Origin of the sequence: Azonexus hydrophilus DSM 23864 (assembly GCF_000429605.1) — a bacterium.
Taxonomy (GTDB): domain Bacteria; phylum Pseudomonadota; class Gammaproteobacteria; order Burkholderiales; family Rhodocyclaceae; genus Azonexus; species Azonexus hydrophilus.
This window is the reverse complement of record NZ_KE386925.1, coordinates 89920-114791: the sequence shown is the minus strand read 5'-3', so window position 1 is coordinate 114791 and position 24872 is coordinate 89920. Positions and strand designations below refer to the sequence as shown.

At 63.6% G+C, this 24872-nt stretch carries 25 protein-coding genes; 11 read left to right on the top strand and 14 right to left on the bottom strand.

Features of this window, described 5'->3' with window-relative positions:
- The first annotated feature begins 3 nt into the window (after positions 1-3).
- A complete protein-coding gene (locus G471_RS0111790; RefSeq protein WP_028995520.1) occupies positions 4-1983 on the top strand; it encodes a fumarate reductase flavoprotein subunit in 1980 nt (659 codons plus the stop codon).
- Positions 1980-2738: a fumarate reductase iron-sulfur subunit gene (locus G471_RS0111785; RefSeq protein ID WP_051295460.1), complete on the top strand. Its 759-nt coding sequence runs from the start codon at positions 1980-1982 to the stop codon at positions 2736-2738. The genes G471_RS0111790 and G471_RS0111785 overlap by 4 nt, the downstream gene beginning before the upstream one ends.
- An 18-nt stretch (positions 2739-2756) precedes the next feature.
- Here G471_RS0111785 and G471_RS0111780 read toward each other — a convergent pair whose 3' ends face one another.
- The 3 genes from G471_RS0111780 to G471_RS0111770 form a co-directional block, all read right to left on the bottom strand.
- Positions 2757-3167, bottom strand: a complete 411-nt coding sequence (locus tag G471_RS0111780) for a helix-turn-helix domain-containing protein (protein ID WP_028995518.1) — start codon at positions 3165-3167, stop codon at positions 2757-2759.
- Positions 3164-3448, bottom strand: coding sequence for a type II toxin-antitoxin system HigB family toxin (locus tag G471_RS0111775; protein WP_028995517.1), 285 nt, complete (start codon positions 3446-3448; stop codon positions 3164-3166). The genes G471_RS0111780 and G471_RS0111775 overlap by 4 nt, the downstream gene beginning before the upstream one ends.
- Positions 3449-3598: 150 nt before the next feature.
- On the bottom strand, positions 3599-4372 hold the full coding sequence (locus G471_RS0111770) for a sulfite exporter TauE/SafE family protein (RefSeq protein WP_028995516.1): 774 nt from the start codon (positions 4370-4372) through the stop codon (positions 3599-3601).
- A 97-nt stretch (positions 4373-4469) separates the two neighbouring features.
- Here G471_RS0111770 and G471_RS0111765 point away from each other — a divergent pair, with 97 nt between their 5' ends.
- The 3 genes from G471_RS0111765 (at position 4470) to G471_RS17545 (ending at position 7192) form a co-directional block, all read left to right on the top strand.
- A complete protein-coding gene (locus G471_RS0111765; RefSeq protein ID WP_028995515.1) occupies positions 4470-5378 on the top strand; it encodes a LysR family transcriptional regulator in 909 nt (302 codons plus the stop codon).
- 85 nt (positions 5379-5463) lie between these two features.
- Positions 5464-6594 (top strand): pyridoxal-phosphate-dependent aminotransferase family protein, encoded by a 1131-nt coding sequence (locus G471_RS0111760; protein ID WP_028995514.1) that lies wholly within the window; start codon positions 5464-5466, stop codon positions 6592-6594.
- 97 nt (positions 6595-6691) lie between these two features.
- Positions 6692-7192 carry a Spy/CpxP family protein refolding chaperone gene (locus G471_RS17545; protein WP_051295459.1) on the top strand — a complete coding sequence of 167 codons (501 nt, stop codon included), beginning with the start codon at positions 6692-6694 and terminating at the stop codon, positions 7190-7192.
- Positions 7193-7239: 47 nt separating this feature from the next.
- Here the strand turns inward: G471_RS17545 and phaR are convergent, their stop codons facing one another.
- The 6 genes from phaR to rluD all read right to left on the bottom strand — a co-directional run bounded on the left by phaR (position 7240) and on the right by rluD (position 13104).
- Positions 7240-7785 carry a polyhydroxyalkanoate synthesis repressor PhaR gene (phaR, locus tag G471_RS0111750; protein WP_028995513.1) on the bottom strand — a complete coding sequence of 182 codons (546 nt, stop codon included), beginning with the start codon at positions 7783-7785 and terminating at the stop codon, positions 7240-7242.
- Positions 7786-7876: 91 nt separating this feature from the next.
- Complete coding sequence (gene phbB / locus G471_RS0111745) at positions 7877-8620, bottom strand: acetoacetyl-CoA reductase (RefSeq protein WP_028995512.1); 744 nt, start codon at positions 8618-8620, stop codon at positions 7877-7879.
- A 44-nt stretch (positions 8621-8664) separates the two neighbouring features.
- Positions 8665-9405 carry an acetoacetyl-CoA reductase gene (phbB, locus tag G471_RS0111740; protein ID WP_028995511.1) on the bottom strand — a complete coding sequence of 247 codons (741 nt, stop codon included), beginning with the start codon at positions 9403-9405 and terminating at the stop codon, positions 8665-8667.
- A gap of 28 nt (positions 9406-9433) precedes the next feature.
- Positions 9434-11116, bottom strand: coding sequence for a class I poly(R)-hydroxyalkanoic acid synthase (gene phaC / locus G471_RS0111735; RefSeq protein WP_245580556.1), 1683 nt, complete (start codon positions 11114-11116; stop codon positions 9434-9436).
- Between the two features lie 316 nt (positions 11117-11432).
- Positions 11433-12158 (bottom strand): peptidoglycan editing factor PgeF, encoded by a 726-nt coding sequence (gene pgeF / locus G471_RS0111730; protein WP_028995509.1) that lies wholly within the window; start codon positions 12156-12158, stop codon positions 11433-11435.
- Positions 12151-13104, bottom strand: coding sequence for a 23S rRNA pseudouridine(1911/1915/1917) synthase RluD (rluD, locus tag G471_RS0111725; protein ID WP_028995508.1), 954 nt, complete (start codon positions 13102-13104; stop codon positions 12151-12153). Before rluD ends, pgeF begins: the two co-directional genes overlap by 8 nt.
- Between rluD and G471_RS0111720 the strand changes: the two genes are divergently transcribed.
- Positions 13103-13930 (top strand): outer membrane protein assembly factor BamD, encoded by an 828-nt coding sequence (locus tag G471_RS0111720; protein WP_245580555.1) that lies wholly within the window; start codon positions 13103-13105, stop codon positions 13928-13930. The genes rluD and G471_RS0111720 overlap by 2 nt on opposite strands.
- Before the next feature lie 32 nt (positions 13931-13962).
- Here the strand turns inward: G471_RS0111720 and G471_RS0111715 are convergent, their stop codons facing one another.
- Genes G471_RS0111715 through G471_RS17540 form a run of 4 tightly spaced genes read right to left on the bottom strand, consistent with a single transcriptional unit; the run spans position 13963 to position 21358 of the window.
- Complete coding sequence (locus tag G471_RS0111715; protein WP_028995506.1) at positions 13963-16332, bottom strand: serine/threonine protein kinase; 2370 nt, start codon at positions 16330-16332, stop codon at positions 13963-13965.
- The gene (locus G471_RS0111710; protein WP_028995505.1) at positions 16332-16760 is read right to left on the bottom strand and encodes a DUF3293 domain-containing protein; all 429 of its coding nucleotides are present in this window, start codon (positions 16758-16760) and stop codon (positions 16332-16334) included. The genes G471_RS0111715 and G471_RS0111710 overlap by 1 nt, the downstream gene beginning before the upstream one ends.
- Positions 16744-18066 carry a DNA recombination protein RmuC gene (locus tag G471_RS0111705; RefSeq protein WP_028995504.1) on the bottom strand — a complete coding sequence of 441 codons (1323 nt, stop codon included), beginning with the start codon at positions 18064-18066 and terminating at the stop codon, positions 16744-16746. The genes G471_RS0111710 and G471_RS0111705 overlap by 17 nt, the downstream gene beginning before the upstream one ends.
- A 4-nt stretch (positions 18067-18070) precedes the next feature.
- Entirely contained in the window at positions 18071-21358 is a 3288-nt protein-coding gene (locus G471_RS17540; protein WP_028995503.1) for a DUF748 domain-containing protein, read from the bottom strand.
- 66 nt (positions 21359-21424) lie between these two features.
- Here G471_RS17540 and G471_RS0111695 point away from each other — a divergent pair, with 66 nt between their 5' ends.
- Both G471_RS0111695 and G471_RS0111690 read left to right on the top strand, forming a co-directional pair.
- Complete coding sequence (locus tag G471_RS0111695; protein ID WP_028995502.1) at positions 21425-21823, top strand: hypothetical protein; 399 nt, start codon at positions 21425-21427, stop codon at positions 21821-21823.
- Positions 21824-21830: 7 nt separating this feature from the next.
- The gene (locus tag G471_RS0111690) at positions 21831-22220 is read left to right on the top strand and encodes a response regulator (protein ID WP_028995501.1); all 390 of its coding nucleotides are present in this window, start codon (positions 21831-21833) and stop codon (positions 22218-22220) included.
- Here the strand turns inward: G471_RS0111690 and gloB are convergent.
- A complete protein-coding gene (gloB, locus tag G471_RS0111685; protein ID WP_028995500.1) occupies positions 22217-22972 on the bottom strand; it encodes a hydroxyacylglutathione hydrolase in 756 nt (251 codons plus the stop codon). The genes G471_RS0111690 and gloB overlap by 4 nt on opposite strands.
- A 28-nt stretch (positions 22973-23000) precedes the next feature.
- Here gloB and G471_RS0111680 point away from each other — a divergent pair, with 28 nt between their 5' ends.
- Genes G471_RS0111680 through dnaQ form a run of 3 tightly spaced genes read left to right on the top strand, consistent with a single transcriptional unit; the run spans position 23001 to position 24872 of the window.
- Complete coding sequence (locus G471_RS0111680) at positions 23001-23717, top strand: class I SAM-dependent methyltransferase (RefSeq protein ID WP_028995499.1); 717 nt, start codon at positions 23001-23003, stop codon at positions 23715-23717.
- The gene (gene rnhA, locus G471_RS0111675) at positions 23707-24156 is read left to right on the top strand and encodes a ribonuclease HI (protein WP_028995498.1); all 450 of its coding nucleotides are present in this window, start codon (positions 23707-23709) and stop codon (positions 24154-24156) included. Before G471_RS0111680 ends, rnhA begins: the two co-directional genes overlap by 11 nt.
- A complete protein-coding gene (gene dnaQ / locus G471_RS0111670) occupies positions 24153-24872 on the top strand; it encodes a DNA polymerase III subunit epsilon (protein ID WP_028995497.1) in 720 nt (239 codons plus the stop codon). The genes rnhA and dnaQ overlap by 4 nt, the downstream gene beginning before the upstream one ends.

Below are 24872 nucleotides of genomic sequence, written 5' to 3'. Positions count from 1 at the left end.
ATCATGGACATCATCCACAGCGACGTCCTCGTCATCGGCGGCGGACTGGCCGGCCTGCGCGCCGGTCTGGCAGCAAAGAAACGCGGCCAGCAAGTGATCATCCTCAGCCTGGTACCGCCCAAGCGCTCGCATTCGGCCGCTGCCCAGGGCGGCATGCAAGCCAGCTTGGCCAATGCACTGAAAGGCGCTGGCGACAACGAGGACGTCCATTTCGAGGACACCGTACGCGGCAGCGACTGGGGCTGCGACCAGGAGGTCGCGCGCATGTTCACCCACGTCGCACCCAAGGCAGTACGTGAGCTAGCCGCCTGGGGCGTGCCGTGGAACCGCGTCGAGGCCGGCGAGCGCACGGTGATCATCGACGGCAAGCCGGTGACGCTGACGGAAAGCGTCGACGCCCACGGCCTGATCACCGCCCGCGATTTTGGCGGCACGCGCAAATGGCGCACCTGCTACGTCGCCGACGGCACCGGCCACGCCATGCTGTACGCCGTCAGCGACCAGACCGTTGCCGAAGGTATTCCGGTGCATGAGCGGCGCGAGGCGGTGGCGCTGATCCACGACGGCGAACGCTGCCACGGCGCCATCGTCCGCAACCTGATCGACGGCAAACTGACAGCCTATGTCGCCAAAGCCACCTGCATTGCCACCGGCGGCTTCGGCCGGCTCTACCAGGCGACCACCAACGCCGTCATCAACGAAGGCATCGGCGCTGCCATCGCGCTGGACACCGGCGTCGTGCCGCTGGCCAACATGGAAGCGATCCAGTTCCACCCGACCGCGATCTTCCCCGCCGGCATCCTGGTCACCGAAGGTTGCCGGGGTGACGGCGGCCTGCTGCGCGATGTCGATGGCCACCGCTTCATGCCCGACTACGAGCCGGAAAAGAAGGAACTGGCGTCGCGCGACGTGGTGTCGCGGCGCATGGAAGCGCACATCAAGGCCGGCAAGGGCGCCAGCAACCGTTTCGGCCAGCATCTGTGGCTGGACATCACGCTGCTCGGCGCCGCCCACATCAATCACAAGCTGCGCGAAGTGAAGGAAATCTGCCAGTACTTCCTCGGCATCGACCCGGCCAAGCAGTGGATTCCGGTGCGCCCGGCCCAGCATTATTCGATGGGCGGCATCCGCACCGACGCGCAGGGCGCGGCACGCGGCCTCAAGGGTCTGTTCGCCTGCGGCGAAGCGGCCTGCTGGGACCTGCACGGATTCAATCGGCTGGGCGGCAACTCGGTGGCCGAAACCGTGGTTTCCGGAATGATCGTCGGCACCGCCATCGCCGATTTCTGCGCTTCGCCGGACGGCGAACTGACCGTTTCCACCGCGCTGATCCGCCAATGTTTCGAGCGCGCGCAGGCGGAGTTTGCCGCGATCGCCAATCACCACGGCCAGGAAAGCGCCAGCCTGCTGCTGCGCGAAATGCAATCGACAATGACCGCCCAGGTCGGCATCGTCCGCCATGGTGAAGCCATGAATGCTGCGGTCAACACGCTGCAAAGCCTGCTTTTGCGCAGCCGCGACCTCGGCCTTTCCGGCCGGCGCGGCGGCGCCGACCCCGAACTGACGCTGGCCTGGCGCCTGCAGAAGATGCTCAAGCTGGCGCTGTGCGTCAGCTACGGTGCCTTGCAGCGCACGGAAAGCCGCGGCGCGCATTTCCGCGAGGATTACCCGCAGCGTAATGACGCCGACTGGCTCAAGCGCACGCTGGCAAGCTGGCCCGACAGCGAGCAAACCTTGCCGACCTTGAATTACGAGCCGCTCGACATCACCCGCATGGAACTACCACCTGGCTGGCGCGGCTACGGCACGCGCGATGCCATCGAACACCCGCTAACCGCCAGCCGCCAGGCCGAAGTCGACGCCACCCGTGCCGCCCTGGCCGGCAGCGACCGGCACGCCGTGCAAGCCGCGCTGATGCCTTTCCGCCATCTGCTGCCGGAGCATTTGCGCGGGGACAATGCGCACCTTGGAGAGAACGCATGATCACCCTGTTCCGCAAACCGAAACCGGGTCAGGCGCCGCGCCGGCTGACCCTGCACATCCTGCGCTGCAACCCGGCCGATCCGGCAAGCAAACCTTATCTGCAGGCCTTCGAGCTGGAAGAAGCGGAAGGCATGACGCTGTTCATCGCGCTCAATGAAATCCGCGCGACGCAAGACCCTTCCCTGCAGTTCGACTTCGTCTGCCGCGCCGGCATCTGTGGCAGTTGCGCAATGCTGGTCGACGGCCGACCGGCGCTCGCCTGCCGCACGCTGACGCGCGACTACGGCAGCGACATCACCCTCGCCCCGCTGCCCTTCTTCGAGCTGATCGGGGATCTGTCGGTGAATACCGGCAAGTGGATGCGCGGCACTGCCGAACGCCTGCAAACCTGGATCGCGCAAAGCGAAGCCGTCGACCTCGACGCCCTCGAAGCGCGCATGGAACCGGCACTGGCCGAAGCCATCTACGAACTCGACCGCTGCATCGAATGCGGCTGCTGCATCGCCGGCTGCGGCACGGCACAGATGAACGAAAACTTCGTCGGCGCCGTCGGCCTCAACAAGATCGCCCGCTTCCGCCTCGACCCGCGCGACACCCGTAGCGACGCCGAGTTTTTTGAGTTGATCGGCGACGACGACGGCGTCTTCGGCTGTATGAGCCTGCTCGGCTGCCACGACATCTGCCCGAAGGATCTGCCGCTGCAGACACAGATTGCTTTCCTGCGCCGCAAGATGGCGGTTGAGGGCTGGTGCTGAGAGCCAGCCATACCGGCTTCAACCGGCGAATAACTCCAGGGGCACACCAAAGCGTTTAGCCAAGGCCGCGGCCTGACGAAGATTGATCTGCCGTTTGCCCGACAGTATCTCGGAAATGACGGACTGCGTCGCCACCTCAGGCAAGTCCTTCTGATTCAGACCATGGCTTTCCATCAGGAAAGCCAGACGGCTGGCCGGTGTGGAATTGTCCGGCCAGGGATGTACGCGATCTTCGTATTCGCGGATGCGGTCGGCAACCAAGGCAACCAAGGTGAAGATCGGGTGTTGATCGTCATTGCCAAAACGTTCGAAAACCTCGTCCACAAAAGCCAGCAACTCGGCATGGTGAGCATCGTCCCGGACCGGACCGGACAAACCGAGGGCTGCATTGACTGTCTGCCAGGGTGCCAGCAAATCTTCAACACTCATTTCCACCCTCCTTTGTCGTATTCGGCGTGAGTCAACACGGCCTTGATCCAGAACAGCTGTGGCGCGAAGGCAATAGCGGCAATCAAGCGATACTTGTTGCCACCGATATTGAACACATAACGTTCACCGACCTTATCCACACTGCCGAACGTCAACTTCAAATCTGAGTAGCTGGCAAAACAGCCTTTTTCCACCAGCACCCGAAAATTCTGCAAAGGGGCATCCGCAGCCGGATGCCTGATCGCAAAATCCCTCAGTGCTTTGTTTGATATCAGCTTCATCGCCAATTTATAGCAAATTGCGATTTATTGCAAACCGCGATTAACAAGGCTCGTTAACTCTGATTCGAACTAACTACTCGCCTTGATCGATAATTCTTTTGTCATTGCAAAGCAACATGATAAACGGTTTCAACCCATGCGAGCTTTGTCTCAGCGCGGCGCCAGCGCCAGCCACAACGCCGTGGCCAGCAGCATCCAGGCGAAGGCTGCGCGCATGCGGCGTTCCGGCAGTTTGTGCGCGAGCGCAACGCCGGCAGCGACGGTGAACATGCCACCGAGCGCCATCGGCAGGCCTAGGCTCCAGTCTACGCGCTGGGCGCCGGCGTAGGCGCTGAGTGCGACCAGCGAACTCGGCGCGACCAGGGCCAGCGCCAGGCTTTGCGCCACGGTCTGGCGCTGACCGAGCCAGCCGGAGAGCAGCGGCGTGGCGACCAGGCCGCCGCCGATGCCGAGCAAGCCCATGCTGCTGCCGCCGGCAACGCCGACCAGCGGCAGCGCCGCCGGGCGCAACGGTACGCCGGTGAGCGGTTCGCGCCCGCAACGTCCCTGCCAGAGCAGGCGCAGCGCGAGGATGCCAAGGAAGGCGCAGAACAGGTGACCAAGCAATTGCGCGTCGAGCCGCGTCGCGAAATGCGCCAGCAGCCAGGTGGTCAGCGTCGCCGGCAGCGCAATCGCCAGCACCGCCCGCCAGCCGACCGGATGTTTGCGGCTGTAACGCCACCAGCCGATCAGCAGGTTCGGCACCATCAGCACCAGCGCCGTGCCCTGGGCCATCGCCTGATCCATGGCGAAGGCGAGCACGAACAGCGGAATGGCGATGATGCCGCCGCCGATGCCGAACAGGCCACCGAAGAAACCCAAGGCAGCGCCAATGGCCAGCGCCAGCGAGAGATCGGCAAGGGGAAGCAGGTGGAGCAGCGGCATGTGAATGTTGCGGTCAATGAGGGAAAAGCCATGATATTCAGCACAGCGAAAGATACAATGGCGCAAAATTCAATTTATTATTGCGTTTAAAGCACGAATGAACGACGTCCCCGACCTCGCCTTCTTCAGCCTGCTTGCCCGCCAGCCCAGCCTGGCAGCGGCGGCGCAGGCGCTCGGCATCACGCCGCCGGCGGTGAGTCGACGGCTGGCGGCGCTAGAACAGCGCCTGGGCGTGCGCCTGCTCAACCGGACCACGCGCCGGCTCAGCCTGACGCCGGAAGGCGAGCGTTACCTGGAAGACGGCGAGCAGATCCTGCGCGACATCGAGCGCCTGGAACGCTCGCTGCTCGACAGCCGAGAACGACCGCAGGGCTTGCTGCGCATCAACGCCGGCTTCGGTTTCGGCCGCCGCCACCTCGGCCCGGCCATTTCGGATTTCGTTCGCGACTGGCCGGACATCGAGGTCATCCTCCACCTCTCCGACCGCACGCTCGACCTGACCGAGCACGCCCTCGACATCGCCATCCGCTTCGGCCCGCCGCCGGATGCGCGCATCCTGGCCCGGCGCATCGCGCCCAACCGCCGCCTGCTGTGCGCCGCCCCTGCCTACCTCGCCGCCCGCGGCGTGCCGCAAACGCCGCGCGACCTGCAGGCGCACGACTGCATCGTCATCCGCGAGAACGAGCGCGCCTTCAACAACTGGCAACTGACCGACGGCAACCAGCAGGTCACCGTCAAGGTGCGCAGCCCGCTCGCCGTCAATCACGGCGAAATCGCCGTCGACTGGGCGCTGGCCGGGCACGGCATCATCCTGCGCTCGGAATGGGACATCGCCGCCGACCTGCGCAGCGGCCGGCTGGTCCGCGTACTGCCCGACTGGGCGGGCATCTCGGCCGACATCCACGCGCTCTATCCGCAGCGTCACCAACTCTCGGCCAAGGTGCGCACGTTCCTCGACTTCCTGCAAGGACGTTTTGCCAGCGGTGAATCCGACGCCCCCTGGTGATACAGACGACCACGCCCGCACTAGCCGGAATTCGACGACGGCGCTATCCTCGCCCCCTGATCAACAACATCAGCCGGAGACATCCATGCCCGCCCTGCTCCCCCATCCCGATCCCGACGGCCTGCTCGAATACTCCGTGGTCTATACCGACCGGGCGCTGAATCACATGTCGCAGCAGTTCCAGGGCGTCATGCGCGACATCTCGCGCATCGTCAAGAAGGTCTATAACGCCAAGGCAGCGATCATCGTTCCCGGCAGCGGCACCTTCGGCATGGAAGCGGTAGCCCGCCAGTTCGCCACGCAGCGCAAGGTCATGGTCATCCGCAACGGCTGGTTCAGCTTCCGCTGGACGCAGATTTTCGACATGGGTCACATCCCGTCCGAAAGCATCGTCCTCAAGGCCCGCCAGCAAGGCAGCGGCGCCCAGGCACCGTTTGCCCCGGCACCGATCGAGGAAGTGGTTGCGGCCATCCGCGAGCACCGACCGGAAGTCGTTTTCGCGCCGCATGTCGAAACCTCGTCCGGGATGATCCTGCCTGACGATTACCTGCACGCCGTCGGCGCCGCAGTGCGCGCGGTCGACGGCCTGTTCGTGCTCGACTGCATCGCTTCCGGCACCGTCTGGGTGAATATGGCCGCCAACGATGTCGACGTGCTGATCAGCGCCCCGCAAAAGGGCTGGAGCGGCTCGCCGTGCTGCGCGCTGATCGCCCTGGGCGAGCGCGCCCGCGCGCATATCGACGCGACCAGCAGCACCAGCTTCGCCTGCGACCTGAAGAAATGGCTGCAGATCATGGAAGCCTACGAAAGCGGCAGCCACGCCTATCACGCGACCATGCCGACCGACGCCCTGGCCTCGGTGCGCCAGGTCATGCTCGAAACCGAGGCTTACGGTTTCGACAAGGTCTGCGCCGAACAATGGGAACTCGGCCGGCGCGTGCGCGCGCTGCTGGTCGAACGCGGTTTCCCCAGCGTCGCCGCCGAAGGCTTCCAGGCCCCCGGCGTGGTCGTCAGCTACACCACCGACCCGGACATCCAGAACGGCCGCAAATTCATCGCCCAGGGCGTGCAGAGCGCTACCGGCGTACCGCTGATGTGCGACGAGCCGGCCGATTTCCGCACCTTCCGCCTGGGCCTGTTCGGTCTGGACAAGCTGCACGACCCGGCAGCGGCGGTCGCCCGGCTGAGCAAGGCGCTGGACGGTGTGACCGGCTGAAACGATTCCTTACAAATGGCAAACGACAGCTTACGTCGATGTCCTTAAGCTTCCTCCTGTCGCCGGTCCATTTCCGGCTCATCCACAGGAGAACATCATGAAGCACTTCATCCAGCCCAAGCGTCTGCTCGTCGTTGCCGGCATCGCCCTCGCCGTCCCCCTTGCCGCCATGGCTTATCCCGGCGGCAAGGCCGGTGGTTGTGACGGCAAGGACGGCATGCGCCAGACCAGCATGCATGGCGGCCACGGCATGATGGGCGACAAGATGGCCATGCGCGGCCTGCATCGACTCGACCTCAGCGAAGCCCAGCAGGACAAGATCTTCGACATCATGCACGCCCAGGCCCCGGCCATGCGTGACCAGATGAAGAGCCTGCGCAAGAGCGAAAAGGAACTGCAGGCCCTGAAGGCAACGCCTGACTACAGCGAAGCCAAGGCCCGCCAACTGGTCGACCAGATCGCTAAGCAGCGCGCCGACATGGAAATGTCCCGCCTGCAGGCCGAACGCAAGGTCATGGACATCCTGACGCCGGAACAGCGCAAGCAGCTTGCCGAGACCAAGCCGGCCAAGCGCGACGAGCGCGGCCCACGTTCCTGAGCCTCGCCCGCCCCACGTGAAAACGGCCGCTGTTGCGGCCGTTTCTTTTACTTGTCGCCCGAATCGCCGGGCGGGAATCCCGGGAACATGGAACGGGTCTGATTCTGCAGTTGGTCCTGCATCGACAGGAACATCTTCTTCGACTGATCCATGTAGGCGGTCATCATGTTCTGCATCGCCGGCTGCTGGAAATTCAGGAACTGGTTCCAGAAATCCGCCTGCACGCTGGCCGTGTCGCTACCGTACATGGTACGCGACTGCTCCTGCAGTTTCTGCTGGAAATCGACAAAGGTCTTCATGTTGTTTTCCAGGTAGCGACCCAGCATGTTCTGCGAGGTGCTGCCGTAGAAGCGGATGAAACCGGAAAGCAGATCGCAGGAGAACAGGGGCACGCCGCCGGTTTCTTCCTCCAGGATGATCTGGAGCAGGATGCTGCGGGTCAGATCCTCACCGCTCTTGGCATCCACCACCTTGAAGCACTCGAACTTGAGCACCAGTTCCTTGACATCCCCCAGCGTGATGTATGCACTCGTCTTGGTGTCATACAGACGGCGATTGGGATATTTCTTGATCAGGCGAACCGGTTCGGACATGCTGAGGCCTCAAGACTGGTTTATGTGCAGCGCAACATTATAGCCGAAAAAAAGGGCGCCCATGGGCGCCCCTTCGTGGTGCAGTGCAAAATTACTGGTAGTACAGGCCGCCGTTGATGTTGATCGTGGCGCCGGTGGTGAAACCGGAGAGTTCGTTGCACAGGTAGGAACAGGCGTAGCCGATTTCTTCCGGCTTGGCCAGGCGCTTCATCGGCACGGAATCGACGATGGTCTGCAGGACTTCCGGCTTGATCGCCATGACCATCTTGGTGGCCACGTAGCCCGGGGCGATGGCGTTGACCGTCACACCCTTGGCAGCCAGTTCGGCAGCCAGGGCCTTGGTGAAGCCGATGACGCCGGCCTTGGCAGCCGAGTAGTTGGTCTGGCCGGCCTGGCCCTTGACGCCGTTGACCGACGAGATGTTCACGATACGACCCCAGCCACGCTCGGCCATCTTGGCGGAGACTTGCTTGGTCATGTTGAACAGCGAGGTCAGGTTGGTGGCGATGACGGCATCCCAGCCATCCTTTTCCATCTTGGCGAACATGCGGTCACGGGTGATGCCGGCATTGTTGATCAGGATGTCGACCTGGCCGCAGGCGGCTTCAGCTTCGGCAACCATCTTCTGGCAGTCTTCCAGCACGGAGACGTCACCGCCGACGCAGACGAAGTCGTTGAAACCGGCAGCGGACATTTCGGCCAGCCAGGCGTCCTTGTTGTCGAATTGCGGGTGATAGGCGGCAACCACCTTGTGACCGGCCTGGGCCAGTTGCTGGCAAATGGCGGTACCCAGACCACCCATGGCACCGGTAACGAGAGCGACACGTTGCGTCATGTTATTTCCTTCCTTATTGATAAAGCGGGGTTAAAAAACGCCGGTCAGAACATATGCTGACCGCCGTTGATGGAAATGTTGGCCCCGGTGACGAACGCCGCTTCATCGGAAGCGAGGTAGGCAACGAGGCCGGCGATTTCTTCTGGTTTGCCCAGACGCCCGACGGGAATCTGCGGCAGAATCTTGGAATCGAGGATGTCCTGCGGAATGGCCGTCACCATCTTGGTGCCAATATAACCCGGCGAGATGGTATTGACCGTGACACCCTGCTTGGCGACTTCCAGCGCCAGCGCCTTGGTGAAGCCGTGCATGCCGGCCTTGGCGGCGGAATAGTTGGTCTGACCGAAGGCGCCCTTCTGGCCGTTGACCGAAGACACATTGACGACGCGCCCCCACTTGCGCTCGACCATGCCGTCCATGACCTGCTTGGTCATGTTGAAGACGGAGTCGAGGTTGGTGCGGATGACGGCATCCCAGTCGGCCTTGGTCATCTTCTTGAAGGTCATGTCGCGGGTGATGCCGGCGTTGTTGACCAGCACGTCGATCGGCCCGACTTCGCGGGTGACGGTTTCGACACAGGCCTTGGCCGAGTCGAAATCGGTGACGTCGCAGGGATAGGCCTTGAAGCCATAGCCCATGTTATTCATGTTCTTCAGCCACTCCTCCGCCTTGGCATTGCCCGGCGAATGCGTGGTCACGACCTTGTAGCCCAGCGCCGCCATCTTGATGCAGATGGCTTCGCCGAGGCCGCCCATACCGCCGGTAATCAGTGCAACTCGCAACATTTTTTGTCTCCTTGTCGGACTTGGGGAATCAGACCGCACGTTCCCTGACGTAACGGCCCGGTGCCGGCTCGATGGCTTTGTATTTTGTTGTGCCGATCTTGCGCGCGGCGCGCTGTTCTCCACAGTGCTCCTTGATCCAGTTGGCCCAGTCGAGCCACCAGCTGCCCTTCATTTCGGTCGCCGTTCCCAGCCAGGCATCGGCGTCCGCTTGTACATCGTCGTTGATCCAGTAACTGCGCTTGTTCTTGCTCGCCGGGTTGATCACGCCGGCAATATGCCCCGAGGCACCAAGCACGAAACGCAGCTTGCCGCCGAGGATGCGGGTGCTCAGGTAAGCCGACTGCCAAGGCACGATGTGATCCTCGCGCGTGGCCAGCAGGTAAACCGGCATGTCGAGCTTGCCGAGATCGACCGTCTCGCCGCACATGGTCAGCTTGCCGGGCACGCGCAGGCTGTTGTCGAGGTACATGTTGCGCATGTACCAGCAGGCGAACGGCCCCGGCAGGTTGGTCGAATCGGAATTCCAGTAAAGCAGGTCGAAGGCTTGCGGCTTCTGGCCCTTGAGGTAGTTGTTCTGGACGTAGTTCCAGACCAGGTCGTTGGCACGCAGGAAGGAGAAGGTATTCTGCAGGTCGCGCGCCGGCAGCAGCCCGCCCTGGCCGATCGTCGCTTCGCGGGTGGTCAGCGCCTGCTCGTCGATGAACAGGCCAATCTCGCCGGTATCGGAGAAATCGAGCAGCGTGGTCAGCAAGGTCAGCGAGGCGACGCTGTCTTCACCGCGCGCCTTGAGCACGCCCAGCGCCGAAGTCAGGATGGTGCCGCCGACGCAGAAGCCGAGCGCGTTGATCTGCTTGACCCGGGTCATTTCGCGGATCACCGAAATCGCGGCCAGCGGGCCGTGCTCGAGATAATCGTCCCAGCCGAGATGGCCCTGCGCTTCCATCGGGTTGCGCCAGGAGACGAGAAATACGGTATTGCCCTGCTCGACCAGGAAGCGGATCAACGAATTGTCCGGCTGCAGGTCCATGATGTAGAACTTGTTGATGCACGGCGGCACCACCAGCAGCGGCCGCGTGCCAACCTTGGGGGTCAGCGGCGCGTACTGGATCAACTGCATGACCTCGTTCTCGAAAACGACGGCGCCTTCGGTGGTGGCAATGTTCTTGCCGACCTCGAACACCGATTCGTCGGTCATCGAGATGCGGCCCTTCTCGAAATCCTTGAGCAGGTTGTTGATGCCGTCGGTAATGCTCTGGCCCTTGGTTTCCAGGGCCAGCTGGATGAATTCCGGGTTGGTCGCGGCAAAATTGGTCGGCGCCATCGCGTCGGCCACCTGGCGGGCCAGGAAACGCATCTTGTCGCGCGCCTTGTCGTCCTGCGCCGGCAGCACCTCGACCATTTCCTTCAGGTAACGGACATTGAGCAGGTAGGCCTGATGCAGGTAATCGTAGATCGGGCTGTCGCGCCAGGCCGGTGCGGCAAAACGGCGGTCACCGGGTTCGGGCTCGACCTTGAACGCCTGCGGCGCGCCCTTCTGCTTGTCGAGCATGGCCTGCCACAGCGACATCTGCTGATCCATCAGGCGCTTCTGCAGCGCCGTCAGCGCCTGCGGGTCGATTTGCGGCGGCTGATTACCCTGGGCTTGCGCATTCTTGCCGAGAAATTCCATGAACTGCTGGGCCATGGTCTGTCCTGCCTGCATGAACTGCATGGCTGACCCCAGAAAAGCCTCGTTATTGTTCGATCCTTGCGTCATGGAATTCTGTTCTCGCTGGTTGTCGTGGGCTGCAGCTTCTGGATTCTGCATACCCGTCCGGACACTGTCAATGCATAATTACCGGATGTACATCATCGCCATCGGGTGGCTCTACGTCACCCTCCTTATCGCCGTCAATGAAGCCAGCGTTGTCGCTGGCGTCATTTCCTTTGTCTTTTACGGACTCCTGCCCTGCAGCATCCTGCTGTGGATGAGCGGCAGCAAGGTACGCCGACAGCGTCGCGCCTATCGGGAGGCGATGCAGGCCAAGTCAGGCCAGCCAGATCAGGCTGGCCATGCGCCCGGTGACGCCGTCGCGCCGGTAGGAGAAGAAACGCCCGGCATCGGCGACGGTGCACAATCCACCGCCGTGGATGGCGACGACGCCGGCAGCGTTCAGCCGCCGACGGGCGAGCGCGTATAGGTCGGCCAGCCACTTGCCGCCGGCCTGCGGCCGGAATGCCTCGCCGGCCGCAGCATCGTGTGCAACAAAAGCGCTGCGCACCTCGTCGCCGACTTCGAAATTGTCGGGGCCGATGGCCGGCCCCAGCCAGGCCATGACCTCGCCCGGCGGGCACTGCATGGCCACCAGCGTGTTTTCCAGCACCCCGGCCAGCAAGCCGCGCCAACCGGCGTGCGCTGCCGCAACCACCGTCCCCTGGCGATTGCAGAACAGCACCGGAAGACAATCCGCAGTCATCACGACGCAAACTTGCCCGACCTGCGTGGCGTATGCGGCATCGGCCTCGGCACCGGCCGCAGTCTGCGCTGCATCGACGACGCCGACGCCATGCACCTGACGCAACCAGCAGGGTTCGCCGGGGAGTTCGGCACGCAGACGGGCGCGATTGGCGGCGACCCGCGCGGCTTCGTCGCCGACGTGATCACCCAGATTGAAGCTGCTCCACGGCGCCGGGCTGCAACCGCCGTCGCGCAGGGTTTGCAGCGCCCGGACATTGGCCGGCGCCGGCCAGTCGGGAATCAGGAAATCAGCCATGGCGCAGGGTGTCGAGCAGTTCGCGCATGTCCTCGGGCATCGGCACTTCCCACTGCATCTGCCGGCCGCTCAGCGGATGGACCAGGCCGAGTCGGGTCGCATGCAAGGCCTGGCGTTTGAAGACCGGTAAACGCGGATCGTTCTTGCCATAGACCGGGTCGCCGACCAGCGGATGACCGATCGATGCCATATGGACGCGGATCTGGTGGGTGCGGCCAGTTTCCAGCGCGCATTCGACCAGCGTGCAGTACGGAAACAGTTCCAGCCGCCGGTACCAGGTCAGCGCCGGTTTGCCGCCGCGGCTTTCCGGCACCACCGCCATCTTGATGCGATTGACCGGATGCCGGCCGATCGGCGAATCGACGCCGCTGTCCCGCCGGATCTGGCCGGCAGCCAGCGCCAGGTACTGGCGCTTGACGGTACGCGCCTGCAACTGGCGCACCAGATCGGTCTGCGCTTCCAGCGTTTTGGCGACCACCAGCAGGCCGCTGGTGTCCTTGTCCAGACGGTGCACGATGCCGGCGCGCGGCACCTCGGCAATGCCCGGCACATGATGGAGCAGCGCGTTCATCAGGGTGCCGCTCCAGTTGCCGCTGCCCGGATGCACGACCAGTCCGGCCGGCTTGTTGATGACCAGCAGGGTTTCGTCCTCGAAGACGATGTCGAGCGGAATGTCTTCCGGCAGTTCGGTGGTCACCGCGTCGTCCGGCACAGCGAGCAACAGGCGTTCGCCGCCGAGCACCTTGCGCTTGGGTTCGCTGACGATATCGCCATCGACTTCGACCAGGCCGTCGCGAATCCAGCCCTGCAGGCGGTTGCGCGAATGCTGCGGCAGCAGCTCGGCCAGTGCCTGATCGAGCCGCTTCCCGCCGCAGCCGTCAGGAACGCTCAGTTGGAGCGGCTCGCTTGGGCTATAATCGCCCGAGTTTTCATAAGGATCGTTCATGATGCGCAGTTTACCTGCATTCGCTTCGTTCACCGCCGGTCTGAGGTCTTTGCTTGCCATACTTGCTCTCGCCGTACTTGCCGGTTGCAGCACCACGGGCTCGGAATACGACGAAACCGCCGGTTGGTCGGCTGGACGTCTCTACGCGGCAGCCAAGGAAGCACAAGCCGATGGCTCCTGGGACACAGCCGTGAAGATGCTGGAAAAGCTCGAGGCACGCTACCCTTACGGCCGTTTTGCCCAGCAGGCACAAATCGAACTGGCCTACGTCTACTGGAAGTCCGGCGAACCCGGCTCCGCCCTGGCCGCCGCCGACCGCTTCATCAAACTGCACCCGAACCATCCGGCTGTCGATTACGCGTTTTATTTGAAAGGTCTGATCAACTTCAATGAAGACCTCGGCCTGGTCGGCCACCTGAGCAACCAGGACCTGACCGAACGCGACCCCAAGGCGGCCCGTGAGGCCTTCGACTCGTTCAAGGAACTAGTCGAACGCTTCCCGAAGAGCAAATACGCAGCCGACTCGATCAAGCGCATGAACTATCTGGTCAATGCCCTGGCCTCGCTGGAAGTTCACGTTGCCCGCTATTACATGAAGCGTGGCGCCTACATCGCTGCTGCCAACCGCGCACAGGTCGCCGTCGAAACCTACCCGCAGGCGCCAGCCATTGAGGAAGCCCTGTACATCCTCTACCTGGCCTACGACAAGCTCGGCATGGAAGATCTGCGCAACGACGCCGACCGCGTATTGCGCAAGAATTTCCCGGAAAGCCAGTTCTACGTCACCGGGATCGAACGCAAAACGCCCTGGTGGCAACTCTGGTGATTGACTGAAACCCGCCGCCCGGCGGGTTTTTGTCATCCGCCCTGCTTGATCGCCAGCACCGCCTGATTGCGCAGGGTGCGCAGCAGCGACAACTCCTTGTCCGGGATGACGATGCCGCCGGCCTCGTCGCAGTCGGCGTAGATCAGTGCCACCGGACTGCCCTTGATGTTCAGTGGCAGCAGCACGAAGGAACGCGCCGGCACCGCCTGCCGATACCAGTCCGGAATGCGCCCGGCAATCTTGGGGTCGTCGATGTCGTGGATCAGGATGTCGGCGCCCTTCGAGGTCGCGGCATGGAAGATGTCCGGGGTAAAACTGAGGGGGAAGCGGAAGTTGCGGGCAATTTCGGTCGCTTCCGGACCAAAGCCGAAACGCCCCTGCATGCTGCCCGACTTGGCATCGCGGATACACAGCAGTACCCGCTTGAAACCCATCGCCCGGTACATGGTTTCGAGAATGATGCGCAGGATGTCGTTCAAGCGATAACCGTCGACCAGGGTATTGCTGATGTCCTGGATGCCAGCCGTCAGCACCGCCTGGGCGTCGGCCGCGCCATTGCCGGTCACGTCTTCGAGCACCCCGGGGGCGACGGCATCGCGCAACAAGGTGCCGTCGAGGGAATCGTCGACCGGCGGAGCCGCCGCCTCGTCCGCGCTGCTGGCAAATTGCTGCATCTGCCGGCCGAACGCCGTTTGCTGGACGTTCAGATGAATGATCCGGGCGAAATCGGAAATTTCCTCGACCGCGCGCCGTACCGTCTGCATGACTTCCGCTTCGTCAAGCGGCACGGCTTCGTTGAAGCGCCCCAGCACCTTCTGCAACTGCTGCTTGCCGGCCTCATGCTCGCCCTGCCCGATGAGGTCACACAGCACGCCGGAAAAACCGGCGAGCACGCGCAGGCGCTCCTCGGTCGTCGCCGGCTTGCGCAGGTGACCGGGCGGCAGCCGCCGCATCGAGCCGACGATCACCGACGGGAACCCCCACTGGCGGGCGATGGCAATCCCGAGATCCTCGAAGGAAATTCCCAACACCTGCTGCGCCGCCTGGTCGTCGCTGCATCCGCGCTGGGCCATGATGCGGCGGATTTCATCGGACTCCTCGGCAAAATAGTACTGCGACAGCAGGCGGCCGAGATTGTGGAACAAGGCGCAGATGAAGGCCTGTTCGAGATCGTGCATGCCGGCCGCAGCACCGATGTCCTTGGCCAGGACACCGGCCAGGTTGGCGCGCAGGAATTCTTCCTTCAACTGGTTGGCGTTGCCCTTGTTCTGCAGGTGTTCAAACAGCAGGACGGTGATGGCGATGTTGCGCACGCTCTCGAAGCCGAGCACGACCACCGCCCGCGACACCGTGCTGATATTGCCGCCACCAGCCGGCCGGAAATAGGCCGAATTGACAAGCCGCAACAGCTTGTTGGTCAGCGCGAAGTCCTTGAGGATGGTGTTCGACAGCTTGTTGACGCTTTCCGTCTCGCTGTTGGCAATGCGGTTGATCGCGCTGACCGATTCCGACAAGGCGGGAAAATCGCTCTTGTGACGCATCCGGCGCAGCAGGAAATCGATGGTGGCCTGGCGGCCGACCGTATCGATGACCGGCGCCTCGTCGGTTTCCGAATAATCGTCGAGGGCGGCGATGAACTGCGCCATTTCCTGATAACGCAGCCCCGGGTCGCGAGCCAGCGCCTTGGCCAGGATGCTGCCCAGGCGTTCATCGACGGCCACGTCGTCGGGCAGGCGGATGTCCTCGCTGAGGATGCGGCGGAACATCTCGCCGAGACTGTCGCCGGAGATTGCCCGGCGGCCCGCCAGCATTTCGTGGAGCACCAGGCCGGCGGAAAAGACGTCGGAACGCGCGCTGCACTCGCGGCGGTCGATGTATTCGGGCGCCATGTAGGCCGGAGTGCCGCTCAGTTCGTCCCGGCTGTCGCTGGGCGCATCGACCCGGGCAGCAATGCCGAAGTCCATGACCCGGGGCGTGCCGTTTTCATCGATCAGGATGTTCGAAGGCTTCAGGTCGCGGTGGATGATGCCCCGGGCGTGGGCGTGGGCCACCGCATCGAGCACCGGGCGCAGGATGGACAGCGCCTTGAGTACCGGCAGCGCGCCGCCCTGGCGCAGGCGTTCGGCGAGATTCTGGCCGGGCACCAGTTCGAAGACGAGGAAGATGTCCCCGCCCTCCTCGCCGGCTTCGAAAATGGGCACGATATTGGCGTGGCGCAACTGGCTGACCGCCCGCGCCTCGTCGAGCAGCACCTTGTTCTGCGCCGGGTCCGGGCGCGTGAAATGCAAGGTCTTGATCGCGACTTCCCGCTGCAATTGCGGGTCGAAACCGCGATAGACCGTGCTCTGCGCACCCCGCCCCAGTTCGCCGCGAATTTCGAAGCGGCCGATTTTCCGGATCATTATTCGATGTCTTCCGTCCAGGCCAGACGGGGAATCCCGTCTGCCCCGCCCCACACGATGGCGTTCTGTCCATAATCTTCCGCCAGTGCGAGCGCATCCTCAAGTGCAATATCGGGTACGAAGCAACTTTCCTCTACCGGCCAATCCCCGCTGTCGGCGACGTTTTCGGCGGCATAGGGTTCGTAGTTGCCTTCCAGCAGGTCGCATTCGAGCGCCGACTGACGCTCGGCGTTGCGTCCGGCATCGGCCCTCTCACCGCCGGGATTGCAGGCGGTGATGATGGCAAAGCCCGTTTCGCCGCGCCCGGCCAGCCATTCGGCCAGCGCCGGGCAAGCTGCATCGATGCGCAGTTCGAAACTCCCGGCCGGCAGGAATACCCGGTAGCTTGTTGCCCGATAGGCGTTTTCCAGTTCAGCACGTTTCGTCATCGCCCTCTCCCGCTATCAGTTTTTCCGCATCGTCGGCCGGCAAGGCCTCGACGTCCTTGAGTTTTCTCGACAACTGGCGCGTCCGCGTTTCGGCGCGGACGATGCTGTTGCTCGCCTCCTCCAGCTTCTTGCGGGTATGCGCCAGCGCCTCGCCGAACTTGCCGAACTCGCCCTTGACCGCCCCGAGCACGGCCCATACCTCGGCCGAGCGCTGCTCGATGGCCAGCGTCCGGAAGCCCATCTGCAGGCTGTTGAGCAGGGCCGCCAGCGTGGTCGGCCCGGCCAGGCTGACCCGGTATTCGCGCTGCAGCAGTTCGGCCAGTCCGGGCCGGCGCAGGGCCTCGGCGTACAGCCCTTCGACCGGCAGGTAGAGCAGCGCGAAATCGGTGGTATGGGGCGGCGCCACGTATTTGTCGCGGATGCTGCGTGCCTCCAGCTTGAGCCGCGTCTCGATGGCTTTCGCCGCAGCTTCGGCGGCTTCCGGATCCTGGGCGTCGATCAGGCGCTGGTAATCCTCGATCGGAAATTTGGCATCGACCGGCAGCCAGACGACCTCGGCCTCCGCTCGCCCCGGCAGACGGATGGCGAAATCGACACGCTCGTTGCTGCCCGGCCGGGTGGCCACGTTGGCCGCGTACTGGGCCGGCGTCAGCAACTGTTCGAGCAAGGCCGCCAGCTGGACTTCGCCCCAGGTGCCGCGGGTCTTGACGTTGCTCAGCACGCGCTTGAGATCGCCGACCCCGGCCGCCAGGTTCTGCATTTCGCCCAGACCGCGATGCACCTGCTCCAGCCTGTCGCTGACCAGCTTGAAGGAATCGCCCAGACGCTGCTCCAGCGTCGCATGCAGTTTCTCGTCGACGGTACGGCGCATTTCCTCGAGCTTGCCGGCGTTATCAGCCTGCATGGCGCCGAGACGGCTTTCGACACCGGTACGCAGACGCTCGAAGCGCTCGTCCAGGCCAAGCGAGAAACGGTTGAGTTCGCGGGCGAAGGCCTCCAGGCGCTCGGCCTGCAAGGTGCCGAGCTGGCCCATCTGGGTACTGACCGCCTGGCCGAGCAGGCTCGCCGACTGGGCGCGCTCCTCCCGGTCGCGGAAGGATTCCTCGGCGTCTTCGCGCCGGCCGCGCGCCATTTCTTCGCGCAGTTCGCGCTCCAGGCGTGCCAGCCCGCGCTCGAGACTGTCGCGCAGTTCGCTCAGCGAGCGGGCATCGTCAGCCGGCCGCGTCGCCCGCCAGAGCAGGACCACTTGCAGCAGGATGACCACCATCACCCCGATCGGCAGGGCCAGCGCCATGGTTTCGCTCATCCCCTCACCTCAATGAAAACTCGACCCGTCCGCCGCCGGACGCCTTGCCCGCCTTCGGCGGCACCAGGAAGAGTTGTTCCGGGGCCACCTTACCCTGCTCGAGCAACCAGGCCTGGACCTGCTCGGCCCGCACCCGCGCCAGTTGCCGGAGGTCGTCGTCGCTGGCCGGCAAGTGCGTCAGCAGAAGCTTTTCCATTTCCTCGACCGGCAAGTCCTTCTGCAGGCCGATGAAATTCCTCGGCTTGGGAAATTTCGCCGCCTTGTACACCCGCGCCAGATAGGCCGGATATTCGGCCGGCTCGATGCTGGTGGTTTCCACATCCTTGCCCTGCTTGCGCAGATCGGCGAGCTTTTCCCGCTGCATCGCCTGCTCGATGGCGAAACGCTTCAGTCCTTCGCGATCGGTTTCCGGGTCGGCGTGGCCGGTGATATCCAGTTTCAGCGCGCTGCGCTCGTTGAGCGCCCGCGCCAGTGCTTCCAGCTTCTTGCCGGCCGCGGCATCGATCTGCGTCTGCCCCGGTGCGAAGGCCAGGGTCGACAACTCCTCGCCATCGCCGAACATCGAACCGAGCAGCGCGAACGGCGAAGTCACCGCCTTGACGAACAGGTTGACGATGACCTTGACGATCACCCCGCCGAGCGAAAACTGGGGATCGTCGAGCGAACCGGAGATCGGCAGGTTGATGTCGATTTCGCCGCGATTGTTGCGCAACAGCGCAATTGCCAGGTTCACCGGCAGACTGGTGGCATCGGGGCTGTCCACACGCTCGCCGAGCGTGAGCTGATCGAGGAACAGGCCGTTGGTGGCGGTCAGTTGCTGGTTTTCCAGCTTGTAGGCCAGGTTCAGCGACAGTTTGCCCTTGTCGATCAGGTAACCGGCGTATTTGCCCGAATACGGCGAAAACCCGGTCAGATCAACGTCCTTGACTTCGGCCTTGAGGTCGAGAAAGGACTTGGCCGCCAGTGGATTGAGCCGGGCGCTGATCAATACCGGCGCCGCCCTGCCGTAACTGCCGCGCAGTTCGAGTTCGGCCAGCGTGCCGTCAACCGACGACAGACCGGTCACCCGACCGCCGAGCTTACCGATGTCGACCGTGTAATTCGGGCGGACGAAACGGTCGGAAAAATTCACCATCCCGTTGTTCAGCGTCACCCTGGCAATGCTCAGGGGCAGCGGCGCCTTCTCCGTTGGCGCTACCGTCGTTGTCTCGGCCTCTGCCGCCGGGGCGGCCGGCTGACGGACGATGCCGGCCAGATTCAGGCGGCCGGCTTCATTGAGGATCAGGCGCGAATAGAAATCGCTGAGGGCAATTTCGCGGATGTCGATGCGCATCGGGTCAAGCCGGAAATCGATGCCGCCCAGATGCAGCGACTTCCATTTCAGGAAATCGGCCTTGTTCTCGGGATCGACCAGCAACAGGTTGCCCAGCGTCGCCGATCCCTTGTAGCCGGCCAGCAGGCGCCCCTTTTCCTGGCGCAGGCTGGCGTCACCCTTGGCGGAAAACTGTCCGCGCTGCAACAGCACATTGAGGAACTGTCCCGAATAGCCCTGCAGCGAAGCCAGCGGTATTGCCTGCCCGTCGATCTTCAGATTGCTGGCAAAAGGTTCGGCCTGCAGATCCCCATCGACCGCCAGCTTGCCCTGCTTGTTGACCGTCGCCTGCAGCGACAGCCGGCCCTTCTCGTTGGCCAGGTTGCCCAGCCCTTCGCCACTCAGGCTGAGCCCATCGATCTGCTGAACGGCCACCGGCTGCACCGAGCGGTCTTCGAAACGCAGGCCGAGATCGTCGACCGCCAGCGTCGCCACGCGGGCGAGCCAGGGCGCCGAGGCCGGCTTCTGCGCGCTGCCTGCAGCCGCTTTCAAGCGCGGCGGCGTCAGCCATTCGATTTCGCCATCGGCGTTGCGGCGCAGGACGATACGCGTGCCGGCATTGCTGACTTCGCCGATCTCGATGCGCTGCCCGGCCAGGTCGACGCGCAGCGCCTTGACGGCCAGGCTGGGCAATTGCAGTTGCTCACCGAAATCGACCTGAGCGGCGGCCTCGATCACCTCGACGGAAGCCAGTTTTTCATCCAGCGGTCCGAGTCGTGCCGAGAACTGGCGGATTTCGCCGTTGACCGGTTTGCTGCCGGACGAATCGCGCCAGCGCAAGGTCGCGTCGTTCAAGGCGAATTCACCAAGCGACCAGTGCACCGGCGCGGCAGGTGCATCGGCCGCCGGCGCGGCTGAGCTGCCGCCGGCCAGCGCCAGCAGGTTCAGTTCGCCAAGACGATTGACCGAGAGATCAAGCTCAAGTCCGTCCAGCGCCAGACGTTGCACGACGAACTGGCGATTGAACGGATCAATCTGGGACAATTCGACGGCAAGCCCTTTCCAGGCCAGCAGCGCCTGGCCGTCGCCCTGCTGCAGTTGCAGGTCGGCCAGACGGGCATTACCGACGAATACCAGCGAGTTCACACCCCCCGGCAGTTCCCGGAATACCGCCCGGATTTGCGAATCCAGACGCGCCGTAGCGATTTTCACCGGGAGACCGGCCGGCAGATAGGGCTGCAGTTGGGCCAGGTCGAAGCCGGCCAGGTCGAACCGGAGTTCGCTCTCGCGCCCGTCGGCAAAAGGCGTGGTCTGGCCGTCGAGACGGAAGAACGAACCATTGACATTGGCCGACAGCATCGGCTGGACCAGAATCTCGGCCTGGTAAGGCAGACTGGAGAGGAAGGGTAGCGACAGGTCCAGGTCGCTCACGACAAACTCGCGCGCGCGCGGAAGATCGGCAAACTCGATGCGGGCATCGACCAGCTGGATGTTGTTCAGGGAAAAACGCGGCGGCGTTTTGTCCGGCGTCTCATCCGGCTTCAACCATTCGTCGAGCAGATCGGAAATATCGTATTGCCCGTCGCCTGTCCGTGCCACCGAAACGCGCAGACCGGCCAGCTTGATTTCGTCGACGACCGCCGCCATTTTGAACAGCGAAGCCGCCGAAAGGTTGATGTAAAGCTCGTCGAAAGCAGCCTGCTCCTTGCCGTCGCGAACCACCGCCAGACCTTTGACGGTGACCGACAGCACCAGCGGATTGATCGCCAGATCGTCGATCCGGACCTCGCCGTGCAGCGCCTTCGCCAACTGTTTTTCCAGCACTGGCTCGAGCACCGGCGGGACCAGGAAAAATCCGCTGACCAGCAAAACCGCCACACTGGCCAGAACCTGCTTTCCCAGGCGACGGCCACGCGGCTGACTGGCAAACTCGCGCAAGGCTGACAGCTTTGACAACACCGACTGAAGCGCTTTGGACATGGTAATCTTGGCAAATAATTTGTATCAACGAGTCCGCCAAAGCGGACAAACAGGCGAACAGCACCAATGAAGTGGATTATCGACGATATCAAGCGCGGCTGGGCGCAATTGCATCGTGCACAAACGCAGTTAACAATTTTCCTGATCGTGCTGTTCGGCGCACTGGTTTACCTGATAGCCGGCTATGCCTTCCGGACAGACAGCGTCCTGTCCTACCTGCGGATCACCCGGGGCGGCTGCCGGACCATGGACAACGGCCTGATCATTGCCCTGTTCTCCGGCATGATCTTCTTCTCGCTGACTGCCATCCTGACCATCGGCGAAGTCCAGCGCCTGTTCCAGGCCCGGCAGCGCGGCGCCTGGATTGAAGCCGGTCGGGCGCTGCGCTGGAGTATTTTCTGGGGAAGCTGCGCCGTCGGCATTTCCGTCGTCGCCCTGTTATTCTTCAAGGCCAACTGCTACTAGCCCACCCATGAGCAAAAACCGGGTTTCCGTCGTCATCGTGGACGACAACGACATGATGCGAACCATCCTGCGCGGCATCCTCCGCGGCGAGGAGTACGACGTCGTCGGCGAAGCCCGCAACGGTGCCCAGGCGGTCGAAATGGTCGAACGCATGAAACCGGACATCGTCTGCATGGACGTGCTGATGCCGGAGAAGAACGGGCTTGAGGCGATGATCGAGATCAAGCAGACGCTGCCGGACACCGAGTTCATCATGATCACCGGCAGTGCCGACCCGGAAACCGTTCAGGACGCAATCATGAACGGGGCCGGCGGCTTCATCGTCAAACCCTTCAACGCGGCACGCGTGCTCGACGCCCTGAAGAAGGCCGCCACCCGGGTCCGCCAGCGACGCTAGAAAACGTTGCGCCAGGCGCGCAAGGCGGCAAACACGGATACCGGCGTATCGTCTGCAGCCCCCTGCTCCCGTGCAGCCGCGATAACTGCCGGCACCTGGCAACGCAGGAAGGGATTGGTCAGGCGCTCCTCACCCAGCCGCAAGGGCACGGTCGCCTGACCGGCAGCACGCAGTGCGGTCACCCGCTGCAACCTGGCCTGTACTTCGGCATTGTCCGGCTCGACCGCAACAGCGAACGGCAGGTTCATCTGCGTGTACTCGTGGGCGCAGTAAATGCGCGTTTCGTCCGGCAAGGCCGCGATGCGGGCCAGCGAGTCGCTCATCTGCGCCGGCGTGCCCTCGAACAGGCGCCCGCAACCGGCACCGAACAAGGTATCGCCGCAGAACAAGGCGCCCGGTGTCAGGTAGGCCAGATGCCCCAGCGTATGTCCGGGAACGGCCAGCACCTCGACCGGGACGCCGAGCACATCGAGGCGTTCGCCGCCGCGCAGGGCGCGGGTCCGCCCTGTGATAGACTCTTCGGCCGGTGCAAAGACCTCGCACGGCCGGTGGGCCAGCAATTCGGCAATACCGCCCTGATGGTCGGCGTGATGGTGGGTGATCAGGATGCCGCAAAGTTCCAGGCCGTCGGCCGCCAGTCGTTGCAGTACCGGCGCCGCATCGCCCGGATCGACGACGAAGGCCTGACGGTCACGGCGGAGCAGCCAGATGTAATTGTCCTTGAAGGCGGGAATGAGCGAGATTTCGAACATGCCGGAACTATCGAACCAGCGCGCCCGGATGTCAAATCGTGAACTGGATGCCTGGCTGGCGTCGCCGCAGGGGCGCTACGTGCTCGACTGGGAAATCCGCCAGATCGACGAGACCGTCCCTGACATCTTCGGCTTCAACGCCCTGCAGATCGGCCTGCCGCAGTGCGACCTGCTGCGCGCCAACCGGATGGCACTGCGCATCCGCATCGGCAGCGGCGACTCGGTGGCCATCGACTGTTCGCCGGCCGCCCTGCCGATTGCCGGGCAAAGCGTCGACCTGGTGGTGCTGCCACATGTCCTGGAATTCGCCGACGATCCCCACCAGATCCTGCGCGAAGTCGAGCGCATCCTGATTCCCGAGGGACAACTGATCATCACCGGCTTCAATCCGCTGTCGCTGTGGGGCCTGAAAAAGCAGGCCAGGCGTGGTAGCGGCTTCCCCTGGAACGGCAGCTACCTGTCGCCGACCCGGCTGAAGGACTGGCTCAAGCTGCTCGGCTTCGAGGTCGATCGCGGCAGTTTCGGCTGCTATGCCCCGCCCTGCGAACAGCAGAAATGGCTGCAGCGCTGGGGCTTCACCGAAAGCGCCGGCCGCCGCTGGTGGAAATTTTCCGGCGCCGTCTATATGCTGCGCGCCGTCAAGCGGGTGCACGGCATCCGCCTGATCACCCCCAACTGGCGCAAGAAGACCGTACGCGCCAAAGCCCTGCGCCCGGTCGCGCAAAAGGAGCAACATGGCGACTGAGATCGTCGATATCTATACTGACGGCGCCTGCCGCGGCAATCCCGGCCCCGGCGGCTGGGGTGCCATCCTGCGCGCCGGCGATCACGAGAAGGAATTGTGGGGCGGCGAAGCCGCGACCACCAACAACCGCATGGAACTGCTGGCGGTGATCCGCGCCCTCGACGCAATGAAGCGCCCGGTCAAGGCGCGCGTGCACAGCGACTCGCAATACGTGCTCAAGGGCATCAGCGAGTGGATTCATGGCTGGAAGCGCAACGGCTGGAAAACCGCCGACAAGAAGCCGGTCAAGAACGCCGACCTGTGGCAGTTGCTCGACGAACAGGCGCGCCGCCACCAGCTCGAATGGATCTGGGTCAAAGGCCACGCCGGCCACCCGGAAAACGAGCGCGCCGACGCGCTGGCCAACCGCGGCATCGATGAATTGAAGGAAACGGCATGAGACAGATCGTCCTCGATACCGAAACCACCGGCCTCAACCCGCGCGATGGCCACCGCATCATCGAAGTCGCCTGCATCGAGATGGTCAATCGGCGGCTGACCGGGCATCACCTGCATAAATACATCAATCCCGAGCGCGAAATCGACGCCGGCGCCCAGGCAGTGCACGGCATCTCGCTCGAATTCCTGGCCGACAAGCCGAAGTTCGCCGACATCGCCGACGAATTCCTCGAATTCATCAACGGCGCGCAACTGATCATCCACAACGCGCCCTTCGACCTCGGCTTCCTCAACGCCGAACTCGACCGGCTCGGCCGGGTCCCGGTCGAAACGATCTGCAGCGGCGTCATCGACACCCTGCGCGAAGCCAAGGAACTGCATCCGGGTAAGCGCAACAGCCTGGATGCGCTGTGCGAACGCTACGAGATCGACAACTCCAGCCGTACCCTGCACGGCGCCCTGCTCGATACCGAACTGCTGGCCGAGGTCTACCTGGCCATGACCCGCGGCCAGAACGCGCTGATGATCGAACCCGAGGAGGCGCCGCGTGCCCTGCTCGGCGCCGACGGCAAGGTCCGTCAGCGCAAGCCGCTGGTCGTGCGGCGCGCCAGCGACGACGAAGTGGCGGCGCACGACGCGGTGCTGGCAGCCATCGACAAGGAATCCAAGGGCAACTGCCTGTGGCTGCCCAAAGCCGCTGCCGAAGCCACCGGCTGA